Consider the following 18521-nt stretch of genomic DNA (forward strand, 5'->3'; position numbering starts at 1 on the left):
GCGAGGAGGTGTGCACATGGCCGTTCCGACCGAGGCATCGGTGCGCGAAGCGGGCCCGTACCGGCCGCCGGCGCTCACCGGCCTCATCGATCTCCTCGACCGGCACGCGCGCGACCGTCCCCGCTCGCGGGCGCTCGTGGTCACCGGGGACCGCGTACCGCTCTCCTACGGCGGTCTCGCCGCCCTGGCCGGAGACGTGGCCGCCCGGCTCGGCCGTACGGGGCTGCGCCGCGGTGATGTGGTCGGTCTCGTCTCCGCCAACACCGCCGAGTTCGTCGTCGCGCTGCTGGGCGCGGCCCGGGCCGGGCTGGTGGTCGCCCCGGTCGACCCCGCACTTCCCGCCGCGCAGCTGACGGACCGGTTCGAAGCGCTGGGGGCGCGGGCGGTCCTGCTCGGACCTGCCGCGGCCGGCGCCGCGCCGGCCGCGCTGCCCGAGATCCCGGTCTGGCCCCTGCGCGTGGACATCTCCCATGCGGGGACGGCGACGGCCACACTCGACACCGGCGCGCCCGCGATGCGGCCCGGCCGGGGCGCCGCCCACGAACTCTCGGACCGCGACGCCCTCGTGCTGTTCACCGCGGGCACCACCGGTGGGCCGAAGATGGTTCCGCTGACCCACGCCAACGTGGCCGCCTCCGTACGGGACATCTGCGCCACCTACAAGCTGGGCCCCGGCGACGCGACGGTCGCCGTGATGCCCTTCTTCCACGGCCACGGGCTCTTCGCGGCGCTCCTCGCCTCCCTCGCCAGCGGCGGATGCGTCCTGCTGCCCGAGCGGGGACGTTTTACGGCCCATACCTTCTGGGACGACGTACGGGCCGTGTCCGCCAGTTGGTTCACCGCGGTCCCGGCCATCCACGAGATCCTCCTCGACCGGTCGGCGGCCGAGTACCCGGGCCCGCGGGCCGCGCCCCTGAAGTTCGTCCGCAGTTGCAGCGCGCCCCTCAACACGGCCACGCAGCGGGCGTTGGAGCGTACGTTCGGCGCGCCGCTGCTGTCCGCGTACGGGATGACCGAGTCCACCCACCAGACGACCAGCGAGCCGCTGCCGGAGCAGGGGTATCTGAAGCAGGGCTCCGTCGGCCGGCCGACCGGGGTGCGTCTCCGGATCGTCGACCCGCAGGGACGTACGTGCCCGCCCGGCACCCGGGGCGAGGTGTGGGTGCACGGCCCCACCGTCACCCGCGGCTATCTCGGCGCCCCCGAAGGGACGGCGCACAGTTTCACCGACGGGTGGTTCCGCACCGGAGACCTGGGCAGCCTGGACGAGGACGGCTATCTCTTCCTCACCGGGCACCTCAAGAACCTCATCAACCGCGGCGGCGAGAAGATCTCGTCCGAGCATGTCGAGGACATCCTCGCGGGATGCCCCGGAGTCGCCGAGGCGGCCGTCTTCCCGATCCCCGACGCGCACTACGGGCAGCGGGTCGGCGCCGCCGTGGTCGTACGCGAGGGCGAGAACCTCGGGTCCGAGCAGATCCTGCGGTACTGCCGCAACCGGCTGTCGGCCGTCGAGGTGCCCGACCGGCTCGATGTCGTCGCCGCGCTTCCCCACACCGCCAAGGGCGGCCTCGACCGGCGGGCGGTGGCCGGCCGGTACGCGCACTGACGGTGCGGGACCGGGCCCCTGCCGGCCCGGTCCTATCGGACGTGATGCTCGGGCTCGGTCGGCAGCGGCTGGTCGAAGAACGCGTCCAGCGACAGGCCCGTCGCCGCGTTCACGAACGCCCGCGCGGCGATCGAACCGGGCGTCGCCGCGTGGATCGCGACCGAGACCTGCGCCCTGGCGTCCGGGGCGACCAGCCGGACGGCCCGTGTCCTGCCGATCACCGGCATCGCCCGCAGCCAGGTGTGCGGCACGATGCTCGCCCACTCGCCGACGCCCACATGCGCGTACAGCGAGGCGACCGAGTCCGTCTCCACCTGCGGGGTCACCACCACCCCGCTCTCCGCGAACACACTGTCGATGAGCTGACGGATCCTCATGTCGGGTGTCAGCAGCGCGAGCGGCAGCTGCGCCGCCTCCGCCCAGGTCATGGTGTGGGTCTGGGGCATCAGCTGGTCGCCGGAAGCGAGCAGTACGTACCGCTCCTGGTACAGCGGCACGACCTGCAGGCTCTCCCGGTCCTCGGGGGCGAAGTGCGAGATCGCGGCGTCCAGTTCGAATTCGCGCAGCTGGCGGAGGAGTGTCTGGGCCGAAAGCCGGGAGCGCACCTGCACCTTCGCCAGCGGGTGCGCCCCGCAGAAGGCGGCCACCGGCAGCGCCAGGGTCGTCGACGCGGTGGGCTCCGTCCCCAGCCGCAGTGTGCCGGTGATGCCCGACTGTACGGCGGCCACCTCGGCCTTGAACGCGTCCTGCTCGGCCAGGATCCGCTTGGCCCACACGACGAGCCGCTCGCCCTCCGGGGTGAGGCCCTCGTAGTTGTGCCCCCGGTTGATCAGCGTGACATTCAGCTCCCGCTCCAGCTTGGCGATCGCCGCCGAGAGCGCGGGCTGTGACACGTAGCAGGCCGCCGCCGCCCGCGCGAAGTGCTTTTCCCTGGCCACCGCCACGAAATACTCCAGCTGACGGAACAGCATCAGCGACTCCTCCCTGCCCGGGGTCCCTGCCCGCGGATCGCGACGGCTCCGGGCCGCGACTTCTCCGGCTCCGGCGACGCCTTCACTCATCCTACTTATCAACCGTTCAATGACCGGCCCGGACGTCATGTCCGATTGCCGCCGGACTCCCCGCTCGCGGCGTATCAGCATCGTCGTCATGTCCTCATACCCGACAGAGAGACGGACGATCATGAGCGCGGTTCTTGACGGCAAAGTGGCTTTCGTGACCGGCGGCAGCCGGGGCATCGGCGAGGCGGTGGCGCTGCGGCTGGCCGAGGACGGAGCCGATGTCGCGCTGACCTATCAGCACAGCGCGGAGCGCGCGACGGAGGTGGTGGACCGGATCAAGGCGCTCGGCCGACGGGCCCTGGCGGTACGTGCCGACAGCGCGGACGCGGCAGCGGTACGTGACGCCGTGGACCAGGCCGCCGCGGAGTTCGGGCGGCTCGACATCCTGGTGAACAACGCGGGGACCGGAGCGATCGGCCCCGTCGGGGACGTGTCGCTGGAGGATGTCGACCGTGTGCTGAGCGTCAACGTACGGGCGCCGTTCCTCACGTCCCAGGCGGCGCTGCGGCACATGTCCGAGGGCGGGCGGATCGTCACCATCGGAAGCTGCATGGCCGAGCGGGCCGCCTTCCCCGGCGGGGCGCTGTACGCGACGAGCAAGACCGCTCTGACCGGACTGACCAAGGCGCTCGCCCGTGAACTGGGCCCGAGGGGTATCACGGCCAACCTCATCCACCCCGGGCCCGTCGACACCGACATGAACCCGGCCGACGGCCCGGGAGCCGATATGCAGCGGGGCTTCACGGCGCTCGGCCGCTACGGGCAGCCGTCGGATATCGCCGCGACCGTGGCCCACCTCGCCGGCGACGGCGGCCGGTATGTCACGGGCGCCGCCATCGCCGTGGACGGCGGCTTCGCGGCCTGAACCCCGGCGCCCCGGGCGCCGGGCGCGGTCCGTCGGCTCCTGACGGACCGCGGCCGGCCCCGGCTCACATCCGGCCCCGGCTCACATCCGCACGTGGCGCTCGATGTCCTCCCCGAACTCGGTGAGCGCCTGATCGGTGAGTGTGGGCCGGGTCTCGGCGATGGACGCCAGATAGTCGTCCGTACGGGCCGGCGCGCCCTGGCGGTCCAGGACCTCCCGCTCGAACGCGGCATGGGCGCCCTTGCGGGCGGCGAACTCGATATCGGCGGGGGTGAACATCTCGCTGGCCGCGACCAGTTGGCCCAGCTCCACCCCGTCGGCGGCGTGGCCGAGATAGCGTCGCCAGATCGCCTCCCGGGCGGCCGGATCGGGCGGGCCGACCGGTATGACGTAGTCGAACCGGCCGGGGCGCAGAAACGCCGGATCGAGCGACCGGACGGAGTTGGTGGCGCAGATCAGCAGCCGGTCGTCGTGGTCACGGAAGCCGGGGATCAGCTTCAGCAGTTCGTTGGTGACGCCGTGACCGGGATCGACGGCCAGACCGGAGCGGGCGGCGGCGATCTCCTCGACCTCGTCGATGAACAGCAGCACGGTCTCCAGCTCGGCCAGATCCGCGAAGGCTTCCCGCAGGGAGGTGGCCAGACCCCCGGCGCCGGCCGCCGCGAGCCGGGAGGGGAAGAGTTCCACGAACGGCCAGTCCAGCCGGGAGGCGACGGCCTTGGCGAAGCTGGTCTTGCCGGTGCCCGGCGGGCCGAAGAGGATGACAGCCTTCGGCGGCGTCACCCCGTACCGGTCGGCCAGCGCGGGTTCGGTCAGCGGCAGCACGATCCGCCGCTCGATGGTCTCCTTCTCCCGCTCCATTCCCGCGAGAGCGTCCCAGAGCCCCTGCGGCAGTACCCTCCCGCCGAGTTCGGCGAGCAGCCCCGCGTCGCTCGCGCCGAGATGCTCGACCTTCTCGTAGAAGACAAGTCCCTCGCGCGTCCGGTAGCCGGAGTTCTCCAGCGCTGTGTCACCGGTGGCGCCCGGGGCGAGCAGCGCGCCTATCCGGCGTACCCCGTGGATGCGCAGGCGTCGCTCCAGCTCGGCGAGGAGGGCGCTGCCGAGCCCGCGGTGCCGCCACTTCGCGGCGAGCGCCACCAGTGTGATCCAGGCCCGCTCGCCCTGGGTCTGCGCCACCGCCATGCCCACCAGATCGTCGCCCACCACGGCGACCACGGCGGGCTCACCGGTCCGGGCCGCCGCCATGACCTCGGAGACGGGGAAGACCGGCGGTGCGTCGTCCTGCCGGTCCTGGTCCCAGATCTGGATCGCGCCGTCCAGATCGTCGTCGTGGAAGTCCCGCAATCGCCACGTCGGCATCATCCGCCACCTCGCCGGCGGGTCGCCGCACGCCTCGGCGGCGCCCCGGTCATGTGCTGCCGGACGGCAGCCACGGTCCCGCCCCTCTACATTCTCCGCGCCGATCGGACACCCGTCGAACGGGAGGCCGCGGCCCGGAGCCTGTCCGCCGGCCCGTCCCGGTTCAGCGGATCCTCCGGCTACTGCGGCACGGCTCACCCCGTCAAGGTCAACTTTCGTGCTATCAACCGCGACCCGCCGGGTTGCGCGTGCAACGCTTCTTCGGGCAGAACCTAACGGGGGAAGACGGGGAGGGCCTTGCCCGCTCCGTCGCGTGTACGCACGGCAAGGGCGCCGGCTGCGGTCACCACACCGCCAGGCTGCCCACGGCCCGGTACGCGACCCGCAGGAGACCACATGCACGCGTCAAGCCCGCTTCCGTCCCACTCCCACCGCGCACGCTCCGCTCACCACGACACCCGGGCCGTCCCGGCCGGATCCTGGCGCATCCTCGTGGTCGACAGCGACGAACGGTCCGCGCGGGATCTGACCCACAGCCTTCAGCGCCACCGCCACGACGCCCGCGCGGTCACCACCGGAGCGGCCGCCCTCCGTGAGCACTCCGACGCCGATGTGGTGCTCCTCGACCTCGATCTCCCGGACATCGACGGGCTGGAGATCTGCCGGTCCATCGCCACGACGAGCGACACCCCCGTCCTCGCGGTCACCGCGCACGGCAGCGAACTCGACTGCGTACTGGGCTTGCAGGCGGGCGCGGACGACTACGTGGTCAAGCCGTACGGCTTCCGTGAGCTGCTGGCCCGCGTCGACGCCGTGATGCGCCGGGCCCGGCCGAAGCCCGAGGCCCCCATGAGCATGCGGGTGGGCCCGCTGTTCATCGAGCGGGCCACGCGCACGGTGGAACTGCACGGCCGCGTCATTCCCCTCACCCGCAAGGAGTTCGACCTGCTGCAACTCCTCGCGTCCCCTCCCGGCGAGGTCGTTCCCCGGCGGAGCATCCTCCAGCGCATCTGGCACGACACCGATATGACGCGCAGTCGCACGATCGACACGCACATCACCAGCCTGCGCAGAAAGCTCGGTTCGCCGGACTGGATACTCACCGTCCGGGGCGTCGGCTTCCGGCTGGTGCAGATATGAATCGCGCCCCGGGGCCGGCTGCGGTGCGCCGGCGCCGTGCCGATGGCGGGCCGGCCGGCACAGCCCTGACCCTCACCGGTCACTCCCGCCCCGCCCCTGCCCCGCTCCTGCCAGACACTCTTCGAGGAAGGCCAGGACCCGTAGGTGATAGCTCCGGGCCGCCCGCCCCAGGCTGATGTTGTGCCCGGCGCCCGCCAGGTGTTCGGTACGTACGAGAGGCGACGCCAGCCGCGCCGTCATGGCCGCCACCGTCTCCGCGTCGCACCGCCACCATCGTTCGTGTTCGGCGAAGGTGAGGCGCACCGGGACGCGTACGGAACGTGCCACTTCCGGATAGACACGCGGCCAGTCCGCCATCTCCGCCGCCTCCCTGCCGGGTATGGGCGCGACGAGCCGCTGCGCGAGCCGGAAGGTGCGGGGCGGATAGAGGGACAGCGGGCCCCAGTGCAGGCCGCGGGTGCGCCGGCCGTCGGTCCCGGTGAGAATCCCGGGATCGACGGCCCAGCGGTCGCTGATGCCGGAGACATCCACCCCCAGCAGCCCGTCATCGCGCCAGCCCGCCGCCGTCGACAGCGCGACCTTCCCGCCCAGTGAGTGGCCGACCAGGAAGAACCCCGCGCCCGGGGGACGGCGCCGCGCGAAGCCGGACAGCGCCTGCCGTATCCGGGCCCCTTGCTCGTCGAGCCCGGCGCCTTCGGGGGTCCGCGCCGCCGAACTCCCGTATCCGGGCCGGTCCAGCGCGAGCGCCGCGTACCCGCAGGACGCCGCGAGCGAGAGAAGTGAGGTGGCCGGATCGGCGCGGCCGTGGAAGTACCCCGCGCGCATGCCGCCGCCGTGCAGCGCGACCACCACGGCGCGTGGCGGGGAGACGTCTGGAAGGGCCAGCAGTCCGGAGAGGGTGAGACCGCCCGCGTCCAGCTCGATGGCGCGGACAGGGTCACTCAACCCGTCGGCCGGAGCGGGCGGGGAGAGGGACGGGGAGAGCTGGGGCATGAGGACTCCACATCGGTAGGGGCCCGGCGCGGCTCCGTCACCGTCACCGGGAGAGCAGTTCCCGGGTCTTCTCGTCGAGCCGCCGGGCGTCGTGCACATCGAAGGACGTGTCCGCCAAGCTCATCCGCTGCCATTCCACGAACGCGCTCACCGGCTCGGCGGGCGGGTCGTCCAGACACCTGACGATCGGTGCGATGCCCTCCTCCACCGACTTGGCCATCCTCTTCAGCATCTCGACATGGCGCCTGGTCGCCGCGTCGTACTCGCCGGAGAAGCTGGTGGAGACACCGCCGGGGTTGAACAGCACATAGCGGGTACGGTCGTTGGCGCCGTACCGGTCCGCGAAGGCGACACCGAGCAGGTCGTTGGCCTTGCCTCCCTGCATCTGCGCCGCGAGTCCGTCGTAGTCCCGCTTCATCTGGAGGTCCTGCCAGTGGATCTCACCCGTCGGTGAACCGGGTCCCGCCACATTCATGATGACCGGCCGCGGGGCCTTCTCCAGTAGATCGCGCAGGCCGTAGCTGAGCAGGAACCGGCTCAAGTAGAAGAGCGCGAGGGTGCTTTCGTGTCCCTCCACCGTCTCCCGCCGCCGCGCGAGGAAGTGCCGTGCGCACAGCACGAGGGCGTCCACGGCGGGGAACTCCTCCGTGATCTGCCGGATGACCCTCTCGTTCTCACTGATCAGACTCAGATCGGCCGGGATGAAGTGAGCCCTGGCTCCCGCACCGATGCCGTCGGCGGCGGCCAGGAAGGATTCCCCCTTCTTCGGGTCGCGTCCGACGATGACGACGGTGTCGCCCCGCCGCAGACAGGTGAGCGCGATCCCCCTCCCCATCCCGTCGGTACCGCCCTGAACCACGATGTGCTTCACCAGAATTCTCCAAGTCCTCGTCGTGTGACGCGGCGCCGCGCCGGATTCAACTCGGACTCAACTTAGAGATCCCGGAGGGTACTTCGCAACCGCTGTAGATAGTTTCTTGAACCGTACGGTTCATATTTGCAGCCTGGTTGGTAAGCTGCCGCCATGGCAGCGACGATGTCCGGAGCTCCTCATGTGCCGATCCCCGCGAGCACCGCCGGGTCCGGAGGGTTACGGTCACCCGCGCCGCCCGAGCCGCCCGCGACCTCACGGGGCGACGCGCGCCGGTCCACCCGTACCCGCTCGGACAGCACCAGCCGCGACAGGACGGGAACGGTGAAAGCCAGGCCCTCGCGGCACTCCGTGATCTCCACGGAGTGGGACGCGACGAGCGACTCCACCAGACGGTCGAACTCCCCGGTCCGCCGGCCGGAGAGCTCCATCGCCCGCAGCAACTCCCGTTCCCGTACCGGCCGGGGAAGCCGGCACAGCAGGGACAGCAGCTCCCGTTCGGCCGCCGGCAGCCGCTGGTGCGCGGTCCCGACGCGGCGGAGGGAGTCGTGCTGAGGCCCGCGAAGCACCGCCAGCCGCTGGCCGTCGTCCCGCGCACGGCACAGCAGGTCACGTACGAGCAGATCCGTACGCGCCGCGAGCCGTTCTCCCAACGCCCGTACGGCCAGCGGCAGTCCGTCGTACAGCCGGACCAACTCCGCTGCCTGGGGCCGCTCCCTGGCGACACGCCGCGCACCCGCGGCGCTGCCGAGCAGCGCCACCCCCTCGTCCTCACTCATCCCTTTCAGCTCCACCCGGGTGACGGCACCGGGCAGGCCCTCAAGGCGCCAGCGGGAGGTGACGACCACCGCGCAGTCCGGACTGCTGGGCAGCAGCGGAATCACCTGTCCGGGTGAGCCGGCGTCATCGAGGACGACCAGCATCCGGCGCTCCGAGGTCCAGCTGCGGAAGAGCCTGGCCAGGTCCTCCACCGCCGAGGGCAGTTGCCCGTCCGGATGTCCCGATGACAGCAGCAGTGAGGTCAGGGCGTCCCGGCCGGCGACCGGAGTGCCGTCGGGACGGTGCAGCGTCGCGAAGAGCTGACCGCCCGGATAGTGGCCGCGTAACTGGTGGGACGCCTCCACCGCCGTCACCGTCTTGCCGGTTCCGACGCCTCCCGTCACGACGACGACACGCACCGCCGGCAGAGCGCTCGCCGCCGCCCCCGACGGGCGGCCCGCCGCGGTGATCGCCGCCACCTGCCGTGTGCGGCCGATGAAGTCGGCGCTGCGCGGCGGGAGTTCGGCGGGGACGACGACCGGGCGTACCGTCTCGTCGGTAGGGGCCGCCGCCGTCCGGCGCTCCGGCAGCAAAACGTCTTCCAGTACGTCCCGCTGAAGGTCCCGGACCTCCGCCGAGGGCTCCAGACCGAGTTCACCGACCATCGCCGCCCGGAGCCGCTGATAGGCGTCGAGGGCCACCTGCCGGTGCCCCGAGCGCGCTGCGGCACGCATGAGCCGGCCGGCGAGCACCTCATTCAGGGGGTGGGCGAGCGTCAGCCCTTTCAGCTCGCTGAGCAGTTCGCGATGGATCCCCAGCTCCATGTCGGCCTCGATCCGCTGCTCCAGGGCCGCCATCCGGAGATCCTCCAGCCTGGCCTGCTGGGCCGAGAGCAGCGCACCGGCCGCCGTGCCCGAGAAGGCCGGTCCCCGCCACAGCGCGAGGGCCTCGCGGAAGGCGTCCGAGGCCAGCCCGGGGCGTCCTTCGCTCAGTGCGGCCCGGCCCCGGCTGCAGAGTTCCTGGAAGCGCCACAGGTCCAACTGCCCTGTGCCGACCCGGATCCGGTATCCGCGCGGCTCGGTCCGCACCCACGGTCCGTCCCCGGCGCCCTCTCTCAGCGCCTTGCGTATGTGGTAGATGTACGTCTGCACGGTCTTGCGCGCAAGCTTCGGGGGAGTGTCGTCCCACAGCTCCTCCACCAGACTCTCCAGCGGAACCACCTGGTTGGCGTGGACGAGCAGCAGGGAGAGCACCTGACGGCTCATGGGCGAGGCGGGCTCGCAGGGGCCCCGGTCCCCGCGTACCTCCACTGGTCCGAGAATGGAAAAGAGCATGAATTCCCCCGTCTGAGTGTGCAGTTACCACTTGTGACATCTGAGGTCGCCGCGGCGTGCCGGCTCGTACCGAGAGAAAGGCCAGGACTTCATCAACGGGTGCGGTCGGAAACGGCCTTGTGGACTCAGCCGACAGAGCTCGCGAAGGTGAGTCGGTGGGTGTACCGCGCGCCCGCGTCGCCGCCGCCGGCCGCCTCCAGCAGCGGCTGGATCACCTCGTCGATGTGTTCGGCGGCCTCCTTCTCGGACGCCCACTCCGAGAGGACGAGCACACTGCCGTCGTCCAGACCGACATGGAAGTTGGCGGCGATCGCACCGGGGTACGCCCGTTCCTCCCCCTCCGCCTTCTCCTCCGCGGCCAGCAGGCCGTCGATCCACTGACGCCCGGCCTCCACGCCGGCCATCGGGAAGACCGCGGCCGGGAAGCACTCCGGGACCGGGGCCGGATCGGTGAGGGCGCCCCCTCGGACGACGCGGTAGAGCTGGAACGGCACGGCACCCTGGGACCGGGCGCCGACGACACCCCAGTCCGGCTCTCCGCGTGAGACGCTGCCCTCCCGCCGCAGCGATTCCCGCAGCGCCGCCCGGGACAGCCACTGGGCGTAGGTCAGCACGGAGTTGCCGTCCGTGCTCGTGTAGCAGCTGGCGGACACCAGCTCGGCGGGCCACTCGGCCGACCGCCAGTGCGCGGCGATCGCGTCGGCCACTGCGCGCTGCCGCTCGGGGCCCTCCACGCTGATCACCTCGACGAGCGCGGCATCGACATCGTCGCGGTCGATCAGCGGCAGGGCATCAGTACGCTGAGACATACTCAACTCCTCGCTAGGGATGAGACGGAGGTGCCGCGGATTCCATTCTCGGCGGCACTTCGGTCATTTCCAACGGCGCTGGATGAAGGGTTGGGAGAGAAAGGACAAGATTCCGCAGAACTCTCCCGGGAAATGTCAAATCGGCGTCAGGAGATCCGTACCGGAATGATGGCGGCACTGGATTCGCGCGGGGCGATGCTCCGGTGGAGGTGGAAACGCTTGAACCCGATGGGCCGTACCCCGGGGACATCGCCACTGGCCCGCAGGGTCTTCACTCGCGTCGTGCTGTCGAGGAACGCGAGGTGCGCCTCGACCGAGGTCCACTCCGCGTAGTTGAGGACGCGCGTGGCATCCACGCTGGTATGGAAGTTCGCGGAGAGCATGCCCGGCGGCTGCTCGGCCGGCGGTACGTCGAGCACGTCGACCAGCGAGTTCATGACCCGATCCTGCCGCTCGGCGCCGTCGACGTCGAACGTCGCGGTGATCACGCACCTCGGAACGCCGGACGCGCCGGGCACCACCACGCTCCTGCGCGGCCGGTATTCGACCGCTCCCGCCCCGGCCGGCCCCCGCAGCGAGCGCACGAACGGCTGATAGGAATCCCCGTCGGCGCACTGCGCATAAGTGAGCACCGTGTCCTCCTCCGCGCTGAGAAAGCAGCTGAACGAGAGAATTCCGGCCGGCCATGGAGCACCGCTCCACTCCGCGACGGTCTGTTCCAGTACCGTCAGCGCCTCCTCCCGGCTCCGTACATACCGCTGGCCGACGAAAACGGACGCCACGTCGGTACGCCGGAGATCCGGCCCGTCCAGGGAAATCAGCTCAGTCATTCCCGCTCCTGTTCATCCATGCTCTTCGCTCGAACGCAGCCCGGTGAGCGCCGTCAGCAGACCCACCGCGCTGATGGAGGTGATGAGCGCCAGGGCGGGCCGATCACCCTGGTACTCCGTCAGCAGCAGCGCGACCAGCGGCAGTGTCACCACGCCTCCCAGTTGGACGCCCGTCTGGTAGAGGGCCACGGCCGAGCCCCGCTCAGCGGCCCGGATCCCCGCCGTGGCCTGCATGTTCAGCGCCGCGAAGGAGAGTACGAACCCCGCTTCCACCAGCACCAGTGCCGGCAGGACCGCCGCCCCGTACGACTCCGTCGGGGCGCGCCACAGGTAGTACGCGCAGCCGAGGAACGGCGCGAGCGCCCCCAGCGCGATCAGCCGGCCGGTGCTCCAGCGGGCGACCAGACGCCCCGCGAAGGGAACGGCCACCATCAAGGGCACACACGCCGGGAGCAGACCCAGCGCACACTGCCAGGGCGACCAGCCCAGGCGCTGCTGGAGCTGAAAGGTGATCAGCAGCAGCAGGCCGGCATAGGTGCCGTTGAGGGTGGCCGCGCCGACCGCCGACCGCAGCAGCCGGCCGTCCCGGAGCAGCGCCGGCTTCAGACGCGGTGTTCGTCCTCCGGCCCCGGACTCGTGCGGAATGATCCGCGTGGCGAAGACCAGCAGCGCGAGGGCGAGGGGCGCGGGAAACAAGAGCGTCCAGCGCCAGCCCGATTCCAGGAGCGCCGCGGAGAGCAGCAGCCCCGCGGTGAACCCGGTGGCGCCGAACATGGAGTAGACGGAGACCGCCTTGCGCCGTTGCGGTCCGTCGCGGAAGGCCGTGCTGATGATGGCCAGTCCGGTGGGGGCGGTCAGCGCGGCGCAGCAGCCCTTGACCACCCGGGTCGCGATGAGCACCGACTCGCTGTCGGTCACCCCGCCGATCACGGAGGCGAGGGCGAAGACCGCCATCGCGCCCAGATACGCGCGGCGGCGGCCGCACAGCGCGGCGATCCGGTTCCCCAGGAGCAGCAGGGCCGCGAACCCGAGGGCGAAGCCGCTCATCAGACACTGGACCGCAAGCAGCGGCATGTCCATGGCCTCGCCGATCGTGGGCAGGGCCACCAGCACTACGGACACCTCGACGGCGTCCAGGAGCATATTGCCCGACAGGACGCACAGCAGGGCCCACTGCCGGACTCCCCAGGGCGCGACATCCAAGGCCGCGTCGCGGGCGTTGGTCGTGCCGTTCGCTGTCATGTCTCGTCATCACCGTCTCGGTCTCGTCATCACCGTGCCGGATCGGCCGCGGGTCCCGCGGTTCGGACGGGCGCGTACGCGATGCGCGCCCTCAGCCGCCGTCCCGCCGCCACGCCCGCGGATTCGCGAAGGCGGCCACCCGTTCGGGTCTGCGCCAGCGGGCCTCAGGACCGGCGGGTGCCCGGCCGCCGTCCAGACCGGAATCGAGGGCGGCGCCCGCGCGCGCGAGCAGGACCGCGGTCAGCGCGGCCAGTTCCTCGTCGCTGGGGCTGCCCTTCTCCACCCGCAGCAGCTGCGGCAGGGCAGCGCCGCCGCGCACCGGTTCCCCGGTCACAGCGGTGGGTTTCCGTGCTTGCGGCGCGGCAGATCGGAGTCCTTGGTCCGCAGCATGGAGAGCGAGCGGATCAGCACCGAGCGGGTCTCCCGCGGATCGATGACATCGTCGACCAGGCCGCGTTCGGCCGCGTAGAAGGGGTGCACCAGCTCCCGCTTGTACTCCTCGATCTTCTGCCGGCGCGTCTGCTCCGGGTCCTCGGCGGCGGCGATCTCCCGCCGGAAGACCACATTGGCGGCGCCCTCCGCGCCCATCACGGCGATCTCGTTCCCCGGCCAGGCCAGCGAGATGTCCGCACCGATCGAGCGGGAGTCCATCACGATGTAGGCGCCGCCGTACGCCTTGCGCAGGACGACCGAGATCCGGGGCACCGTCGCGTTGCAGTACGCGTAAAGGAGCTTCGCACCGCGACGGATGATGCCCTCGTGCTCCTGCCGCACGCCCGGGAGGAACCCGGGCACATCGACGAGGGTGACGAGGGGGATGTTGAAGGCGTCGCAGAACTGGACGAAGCGCGCGCCCTTCTCGGATGCCGTGATGTCCAGTACGCCGGCCATCGAGGAGGGCTGATTGGCGACGATGCCCACCACCTGGCCGTCCAGCCGGGTCAGCGAGCACACGAGATTGGGCGCCCACGCGGCGTGGACCTCCATGTGCTCACCCTCGTCGACGAGTTCCTCGATCACCGCGCGTATGTCGTAGGAACGGCCGGCCTCGTCGGGGACGAGTCCGGGCAACGCCTCGCACAGCCGGTCCGCCCGGTCCGCGCCGGGCGCGACGGGCGGCAGTTCGCGGTTGTTGGCGGGCAGCAGGGAGAGCAGAAAGCGCACCTCCGCCAGACAGGTCTCCTCATCGTCGTACACGAAGTGGGCCACGCCCGAGACACCGCCGTGGACATCCGCGCCGCCCAGGCCGTCCTGCGATATCTCCTCGCCGGTCACGGCCTGCACGACATCGGGGCCGGTGATGAACATCTGCGAGATCCCGCGGACCGCGAAGACGAAATCGGTGAGCGCGGGGGAGTAGGCGGCGCCACCCGCACACGGGCCCAGCATCACACTGATCTGCGGGATGACCCCGGACGCCCGGGTGTTGCGGCTGAAGATGCCCCCGTAGCCGGCGAGGGCGGAGACCCCTTCCTGGATACGGGCCCCGGCGCCGTCGTTGAGCGACACGAGCGGGGCGCCCGCCGCGACGGCCAGGTCCATGATCTTGTGGATCTTCTGGGCATGAGCCTCGCCCAGCGCCCCGCCGAAGATCCGGAAGTCGTGGGCGTAGACGAAGACCGTCCGCCCCTCGACCGTTCCCCAGCCCGTTACCACGCCGTCGGTGTACGGGCGCTTCGCCTCCAGCCCGAAGCCGCTCGCCCGGTGCCGGCGCAGCGGCTCGACCTCGGTGAAGCTGCCCTTGTCGAGGAGGAGGGCGATCCGTTCGCGGGCGGTCAGTTTGCCCTTGGCGTGCTGCCGCTCGGTGGCCCGGGGGTCCGGTCCCTGCTCGGCGAGCCTCTTCCGCTCGCCCAGTTCGCCCAGGTCGTCCCGTTCGGTCGGTTCGCTCAGTTCGGTCGGATCGTCCACTCGGTCCACGGCCGTCACCACGCCAGCCGCTGACCGGTCGGGGAGCCGTCCTCGCCCAGGAAGACGGCCGTCGGGCCGTCGTCGCCCAGAGTCGCCAGGAGTACGGGGATACGCGCCCCCTGCTCCGGCGTCAGATGACCCTGGTGACCGTTGATATCGGTCGAACAGAACCCCGGGGAAACGGCGTTGACGAGGATCCGCTCAGGGCGCAGCTCGTTGGCGTAGGTGATGGTGACGGCGTTCAGCGCGGCCTTCGACGTGCCGTAGTCCAGCACGGCCGGGTACGTCCCCTTCGGGAACTCCCCGGTGGGGTCGTCCAGGGCCGCGGCATGGGTCAGGGATCCGACCACGCTGCTGACATTGACGATGCGGGCGGCCCGCGAGCGGCGCAGCAGCGGCAGCATCGCGTTGGTGACGGAGATGACACCGAACACATTGGTCTCATAGGTGCGGCGCACCACACTGGCCGGCGTCCGGCTGGGCGCGCGTACCGGCGCGCCCGTCCCCGCGTTGTTGACCAGGGCGTCCAGGTGGTCCGTCTCCTCCTCGATGCGCTTGGCGGCGAGAGCCACCGAGGACTCGTCCGTGACATCGAGCTGTACGAAGTGGACGTCGAGTCCCTCGGCACGGAGCTCGCGCTCGGCGTTCCTGCCGCGCTCCACGTCCCGGGCGCCCAGATAGACACGCTGGCCCAGCTCGCCGAGGCGCCGGACGACGGCGCGTCCGATTCCCTTGTTGGCGCCGGTGACGAGCGTGATACGGGGGCTGTCGGAGGTCATGCTTCGCTTCCTCTCTCGCGGTGTGCGTACGGCCCGGTCATCCGAGGAGCGTCCCGCCGCTGGCGTCGATGAACGAACCGGTGATCCAGCGCGCCTCGTCGGTGGCCAGGAAGGTCACCACGTCGGCGACATCCCCGGCGTCACCCACCCGCTTGAAGGCGGAGACCTGCGCCATCTGCTCCACGGCCTCGGGGATGTCGAAGACCGGCCCGCCGTTGTCGGTGATCCCCGGCGCCACACTGTTGACGGTGATCCCGCGCGGCGCCAGATGCTTCGCCAGGTGCAGCGAGATCTGCTCGATGGCCCCCTTGGTCATCGAATAGGCGACCTGCTCGGGCACCGCGGTCCGGGTGAGCGCGGAGGAGATATTGATGACGCGCCCCCCGTCGGGCATGTTCCGCAGTGCCCGCTGGATGATGAGGTACGGCGCCCTGGCGTTCACCGCGAAGTAACGGTCGAGCTGTTCCGGGGTGACGTCCTCGGGGCTGATGCCGTCCGCGCCCGTCACCGCGGCGTTGTTCACCACGATGTCGAGCGCGGTGTCCCCGGTCCGCTCCTTCAGCCCCTGCTCCAGTCCGAAGAAGAGTTCGTGCACATCGCCGGGGACGCCGAGTTCGGCGCGGACCGGAAAGGCCCGGCCGCCCTCCTTCTCGATCAGGGCGACGGTCTCCCGCGCCGCGTCGTCGTTGGTGGCGTAGTGCACGGCGACCAGGGCGCCTTCGCGGGCCAGCCGTACGGCCGTGGCACGGCCGATGCCCCGGCTGGAGCCGGTGACCAGCGCCGTCTTGCCAGTGAGCCTGTCCATGGTGGGACTCCCGTGTGCTGAAAGGGGTTGAGTGGTGTCCGCCGCGGGCGGTGGTGCCGGCCGGTCCAGGCCGCTGATCATCCGGGCGAGGTGGCGGCGGACGACGTCCATACCGAGGAGTTCGCCGCACACCTCACGGATGCCGTCCACCTCGGGCCCGCCGAACAGCAGCAGCGCCTGGGCCTGGATATTGGTCAGGGTGCGGGCGCCCACGGCATGGCGCTCCGCGTGGTAGTCGTCCAGTCCGCCGTCGCCGGTCCCGCCGGTGATCCGGGCCGCGAGCCCGCGGCCGAGACCGGCCGCGTCCTGGAGCCCGAGGTTGAGTGCCTGTCCGCCGACGGGCATCTGGACATGGGCCGCGTCCCCGGCCAGAAGGACCCGGCCCCGGCGGTAATCCCGCACCTGGCGCCGGGTGTTGTCGAAGCTGTTGAGCCACACCGCCGTGCCACCGCTGATGTCTTCGCCCGTCACCCGGGCCCACGCCGCCGCGACCTCGGCGAACTCGGGCTCGCGCGTACGCGGCCGGGGTGTACGGGTCCGGTCGTGCACCATGAGACGGGTGGTCCCGTCGCCGCGTCGGTGGGCGGTGGCGGTGCCGTCCGCGTACCGTCTGAGGCGCCGGTCCGGGATGTCGATGCCCAGTACGTCGGCCCGGAGCATCTCCCGGGTGGCGTCGTCGCCCGTCATCTCGTAGCCCGCGAGCTGCCGTACGGTGCTTTGCTCCCCGTCGCATCCCACCACATAGGCCGCCGTGATGCGGTGGGACCTTCCGCCGGGGCCGAACGCCACGACCTCCACCCGGTCGTCGTGCCGTGTCAGTCCGGTGACCACATGGCTCCGGCGTACCTCGGCGCCCCGCTCCACGGCCCACGCCTCCAGGACGGGTTCGAGGCGGCTCTGCAGGCACTCCCACTGGCCGGCGTAGGGATGCCCGGGGTCCGCCTCGGCCAGATCGAGCGGGATCCCTCCGAAATGGCCGCGCCCACCGGCCGGCAGGTCCCCCAACCGGTCGAGGATGCCCCGCTCGGCGAAGATCTCCATGGTCCGCGTGTGGAGGATCGAGGCGCGGGACTCGGCGGTCGGCCCGGACAACTGCTCCAGTACGACGGTCCTGGCGCCGCCGGCGCTCACCTCACCCGCGAGCAGCAGCCCGACGGGCCCGGCACCGACGACGAGGACGTCCGCGTCCGCTGAGCCGCCCATCCTTCAGCGCCGCGCTTCCGCGAAGGACTTGGCGTGCCCCAGCGTCGCCCGGCTGTTGGCCCCCAGCGCCTCGCGCAGGAAGGTGCGGGCCTGCGGGACCCCGGCGTCCGGTCCGAGGATCCGCGTGACGTTCTCGGTGTTGACGACCACGGTGTGCCGGGACGTCGCGGTGGTGACGCCGTCACTTCCCTCGTCGAACCGCCAGTAGCCGGTGTGCAGGGTCATCAGGGCGGGCAGCGTGGTCTGCTTGTACGCGATCCCGTGGTGCGGGAAGCAGACCCTGACCGACTCCGTGGTGTGCGTGGAGCCGTCCTTCGCGACCGTGTCCATGCGCAGGGTCTGGACACCCGGTTCGTCCTCGGTCAGCGAGACGCCGGAGACATGCGGCAGCCGCTCGGTCCACAGCTGGGCCTCGTTGACGAAGTCGTACGCGTCCTTGGCCGAGCCGTTGATCCGCACGCTGTCCTCGAAGGTCAGCGTCAGATCGGCGGAGTGCGCGGCCAGCTCCACATTCGCCTTGAGCGCGGCGAGTTCGGAGCGGCTGTTGCGGTCCACGGCCTGGTCGATCCATGCCAGGCCCGCCGGGTCGTCGTCGATGGCGCGGTAGGAGTGCAGCAGACGCAGCCGGCACTCCGCCCCCCGCGGCTCGATGATCCACGTACCGCTCATCTCGGCCACCGGCGGCGCGGAAACCTCCTGGCCGAAGGTGATGCGCAGGCCCGCCGGGTCGAGCCGGCGGCGTGATGTCCAGTTCTTGGCCTCGCCGTTGGCCGTGGCCCAGATCCGGATGCGCTCCTCGTCACCGTTCTTCTCCACGTAGTCGACGTACACCGACGGCGGGAAGAGCCTGGGCCAGTTCTCCACCTCCGCGAGGAGGCGGTAGACCTCCGGGGCGGGGGCGGACACCGTGATCTCGTGCTCGACTTCGCGGGGCGCCTGCTCGGTCATGTTCAT

16 protein-coding genes are annotated in these 18521 nt (G+C 71.2%); 3 read left to right on the forward strand and 13 right to left on the reverse strand.

What is annotated here, in order from left to right:
- Nucleotides 1-16 precede the first annotated feature (16 nt).
- Nucleotides 17-1609: a FadD7 family fatty acid--CoA ligase gene (locus tag IF11_RS0100120; RefSeq protein WP_030349250.1), complete on the forward strand. Its 1593-nt coding sequence runs from the start codon at nt 17-19 to the stop codon at nt 1607-1609.
- Between the two features lie 32 nt (nt 1610-1641).
- On the opposite strand, the gene IF11_RS0100125 is transcribed toward IF11_RS0100120, so the two are convergent.
- A complete protein-coding gene (locus IF11_RS0100125; RefSeq protein WP_030349251.1) occupies nt 1642-2580 on the reverse strand; it encodes a LysR family transcriptional regulator in 939 nt (312 codons plus the stop codon).
- 211 nt (nt 2581-2791) lie between these two features.
- Here IF11_RS0100125 and IF11_RS0100130 point away from each other — a divergent pair, with 211 nt between their 5' ends.
- Entirely contained in the window at nt 2792-3535 is a 744-nt protein-coding gene (locus IF11_RS0100130) for an SDR family NAD(P)-dependent oxidoreductase (protein WP_030349252.1), read from the forward strand.
- Between the two features lie 81 nt (nt 3536-3616).
- On the opposite strand, the gene IF11_RS0100135 is transcribed toward IF11_RS0100130, so the two are convergent.
- Nucleotides 3617-4897: an ATP-binding protein gene (locus tag IF11_RS0100135; protein WP_420894615.1), complete on the reverse strand. Its 1281-nt coding sequence runs from the start codon at nt 4895-4897 to the stop codon at nt 3617-3619.
- A gap of 393 nt (nt 4898-5290) precedes the next feature.
- Between IF11_RS0100135 and IF11_RS0100140 the strand changes: the two genes are divergently transcribed.
- Nucleotides 5291-6034, forward strand: a complete 744-nt coding sequence (locus IF11_RS0100140) for a response regulator transcription factor (RefSeq protein WP_240627783.1) — start codon at nt 5291-5293, stop codon at nt 6032-6034.
- Nucleotides 6035-6106: 72 nt separating this feature from the next.
- Here the strand turns inward: IF11_RS0100140 and IF11_RS0100145 are convergent, their stop codons facing one another.
- The 11 genes from IF11_RS0100145 to IF11_RS0100195 form a co-directional block, all read right to left on the reverse strand.
- Complete coding sequence (locus tag IF11_RS0100145) at nt 6107-7027, reverse strand: alpha/beta hydrolase (RefSeq protein WP_030349255.1); 921 nt, start codon at nt 7025-7027, stop codon at nt 6107-6109.
- A 43-nt stretch (nt 7028-7070) separates the two neighbouring features.
- Nucleotides 7071-7898 carry an SDR family NAD(P)-dependent oxidoreductase gene (locus IF11_RS0100150; protein WP_030349256.1) on the reverse strand — a complete coding sequence of 276 codons (828 nt, stop codon included), beginning with the start codon at nt 7896-7898 and terminating at the stop codon, nt 7071-7073.
- Nucleotides 7899-8077: 179 nt separating this feature from the next.
- Nucleotides 8078-9991 carry an AfsR/SARP family transcriptional regulator gene (locus IF11_RS0100155; RefSeq protein ID WP_078490261.1) on the reverse strand — a complete coding sequence of 638 codons (1914 nt, stop codon included), beginning with the start codon at nt 9989-9991 and terminating at the stop codon, nt 8078-8080.
- Between the two features lie 125 nt (nt 9992-10116).
- A complete protein-coding gene (locus tag IF11_RS0100160) occupies nt 10117-10800 on the reverse strand; it encodes a hypothetical protein (protein WP_051745230.1) in 684 nt (227 codons plus the stop codon).
- A gap of 146 nt (nt 10801-10946) precedes the next feature.
- Entirely contained in the window at nt 10947-11630 is a 684-nt protein-coding gene (locus IF11_RS0100165) for a putative quinol monooxygenase (RefSeq protein ID WP_030349259.1), read from the reverse strand.
- Nucleotides 11631-11642: 12 nt separating this feature from the next.
- Nucleotides 11643-12872: an MFS transporter gene (locus IF11_RS0100170; protein ID WP_051745235.1), complete on the reverse strand. Its 1230-nt coding sequence runs from the start codon at nt 12870-12872 to the stop codon at nt 11643-11645.
- Nucleotides 12873-12963: 91 nt separating this feature from the next.
- Entirely contained in the window at nt 12964-13206 is a 243-nt protein-coding gene (locus IF11_RS0100175) for an acyl-CoA carboxylase epsilon subunit (protein WP_240627784.1), read from the reverse strand.
- The gene (locus IF11_RS0100180) at nt 13203-14762 is read right to left on the reverse strand and encodes an acyl-CoA carboxylase subunit beta (protein ID WP_037726709.1); all 1560 of its coding nucleotides are present in this window, start codon (nt 14760-14762) and stop codon (nt 13203-13205) included. Before IF11_RS0100180 ends, IF11_RS0100175 begins: the two co-directional genes overlap by 4 nt.
- 32 nt (nt 14763-14794) lie before the next feature.
- Nucleotides 14795-15559: an SDR family oxidoreductase gene (locus IF11_RS0100185; protein ID WP_030349263.1), complete on the reverse strand. Its 765-nt coding sequence runs from the start codon at nt 15557-15559 to the stop codon at nt 14795-14797.
- A 37-nt stretch (nt 15560-15596) separates the two neighbouring features.
- Entirely contained in the window at nt 15597-17567 is a 1971-nt protein-coding gene (locus tag IF11_RS0100190) for an SDR family oxidoreductase (protein ID WP_030349264.1), read from the reverse strand.
- A gap of 3 nt (nt 17568-17570) precedes the next feature.
- Nucleotides 17571-18515, reverse strand: a complete 945-nt coding sequence (locus tag IF11_RS0100195; protein WP_030349265.1) for an aromatase/cyclase — start codon at nt 18513-18515, stop codon at nt 17571-17573.
- Nucleotides 18516-18521 lie beyond the last annotated feature (6 nt).

Source organism: Streptomyces scopuliridis RB72 (assembly GCF_000718095.1).
Classification (GTDB): Bacteria; Actinomycetota; Actinomycetes; order Streptomycetales; family Streptomycetaceae; genus Streptomyces; species Streptomyces scopuliridis.

Coding starts and splice junctions, on each gene's coding strand:
- IF11_RS0100120 (WP_030349250.1), top strand. CDS start 17: ATGGCCGTTCCGACCGAGGCATCGGTGCGCGAAGCGGGCCCGTACCGG.
- IF11_RS0100125 (WP_030349251.1), bottom strand. CDS start 2,580: ATGCTGTTCCGTCAGCTGGAGTATTTCGTGGCGGTGGCCAGGGAAAAG.
- IF11_RS0100130 (WP_030349252.1), top strand. CDS start 2,792: ATGAGCGCGGTTCTTGACGGCAAAGTGGCTTTCGTGACCGGCGGCAGC.
- IF11_RS0100135 (WP_420894615.1), bottom strand. CDS start 4,897: ATGATGCCGACGTGGCGATTGCGGGACTTCCACGACGACGATCTGGAC.
- IF11_RS0100140 (WP_240627783.1), top strand. CDS start 5,291: ATGCACGCGTCAAGCCCGCTTCCGTCCCACTCCCACCGCGCACGCTCC.
- IF11_RS0100145 (WP_030349255.1), bottom strand. CDS start 7,027: ATGCCCCAGCTCTCCCCGTCCCTCTCCCCGCCCGCTCCGGCCGACGGG.
- IF11_RS0100155 (WP_078490261.1), bottom strand. CDS start 9,991: ATGCTCTTTTCCATTCTCGGACCAGTGGAGGTACGCGGGGACCGGGGC.
- IF11_RS0100160 (WP_051745230.1), bottom strand. CDS start 10,800: ATGTCTCAGCGTACTGATGCCCTGCCGCTGATCGACCGCGACGATGTC.
- IF11_RS0100165 (WP_030349259.1), bottom strand. CDS start 11,630: ATGACTGAGCTGATTTCCCTGGACGGGCCGGATCTCCGGCGTACCGAC.
- IF11_RS0100170 (WP_051745235.1), bottom strand. CDS start 12,872: ATGACAGCGAACGGCACGACCAACGCCCGCGACGCGGCCTTGGATGTC.
- IF11_RS0100185 (WP_030349263.1), bottom strand. CDS start 15,559: ATGACCTCCGACAGCCCCCGTATCACGCTCGTCACCGGCGCCAACAAG.
- IF11_RS0100190 (WP_030349264.1), bottom strand. CDS start 17,567: ATGGGCGGCTCAGCGGACGCGGACGTCCTCGTCGTCGGTGCCGGGCCC.
- IF11_RS0100195 (WP_030349265.1), bottom strand. CDS start 18,515: ATGACCGAGCAGGCGCCCCGCGAAGTCGAGCACGAGATCACGGTGTCC.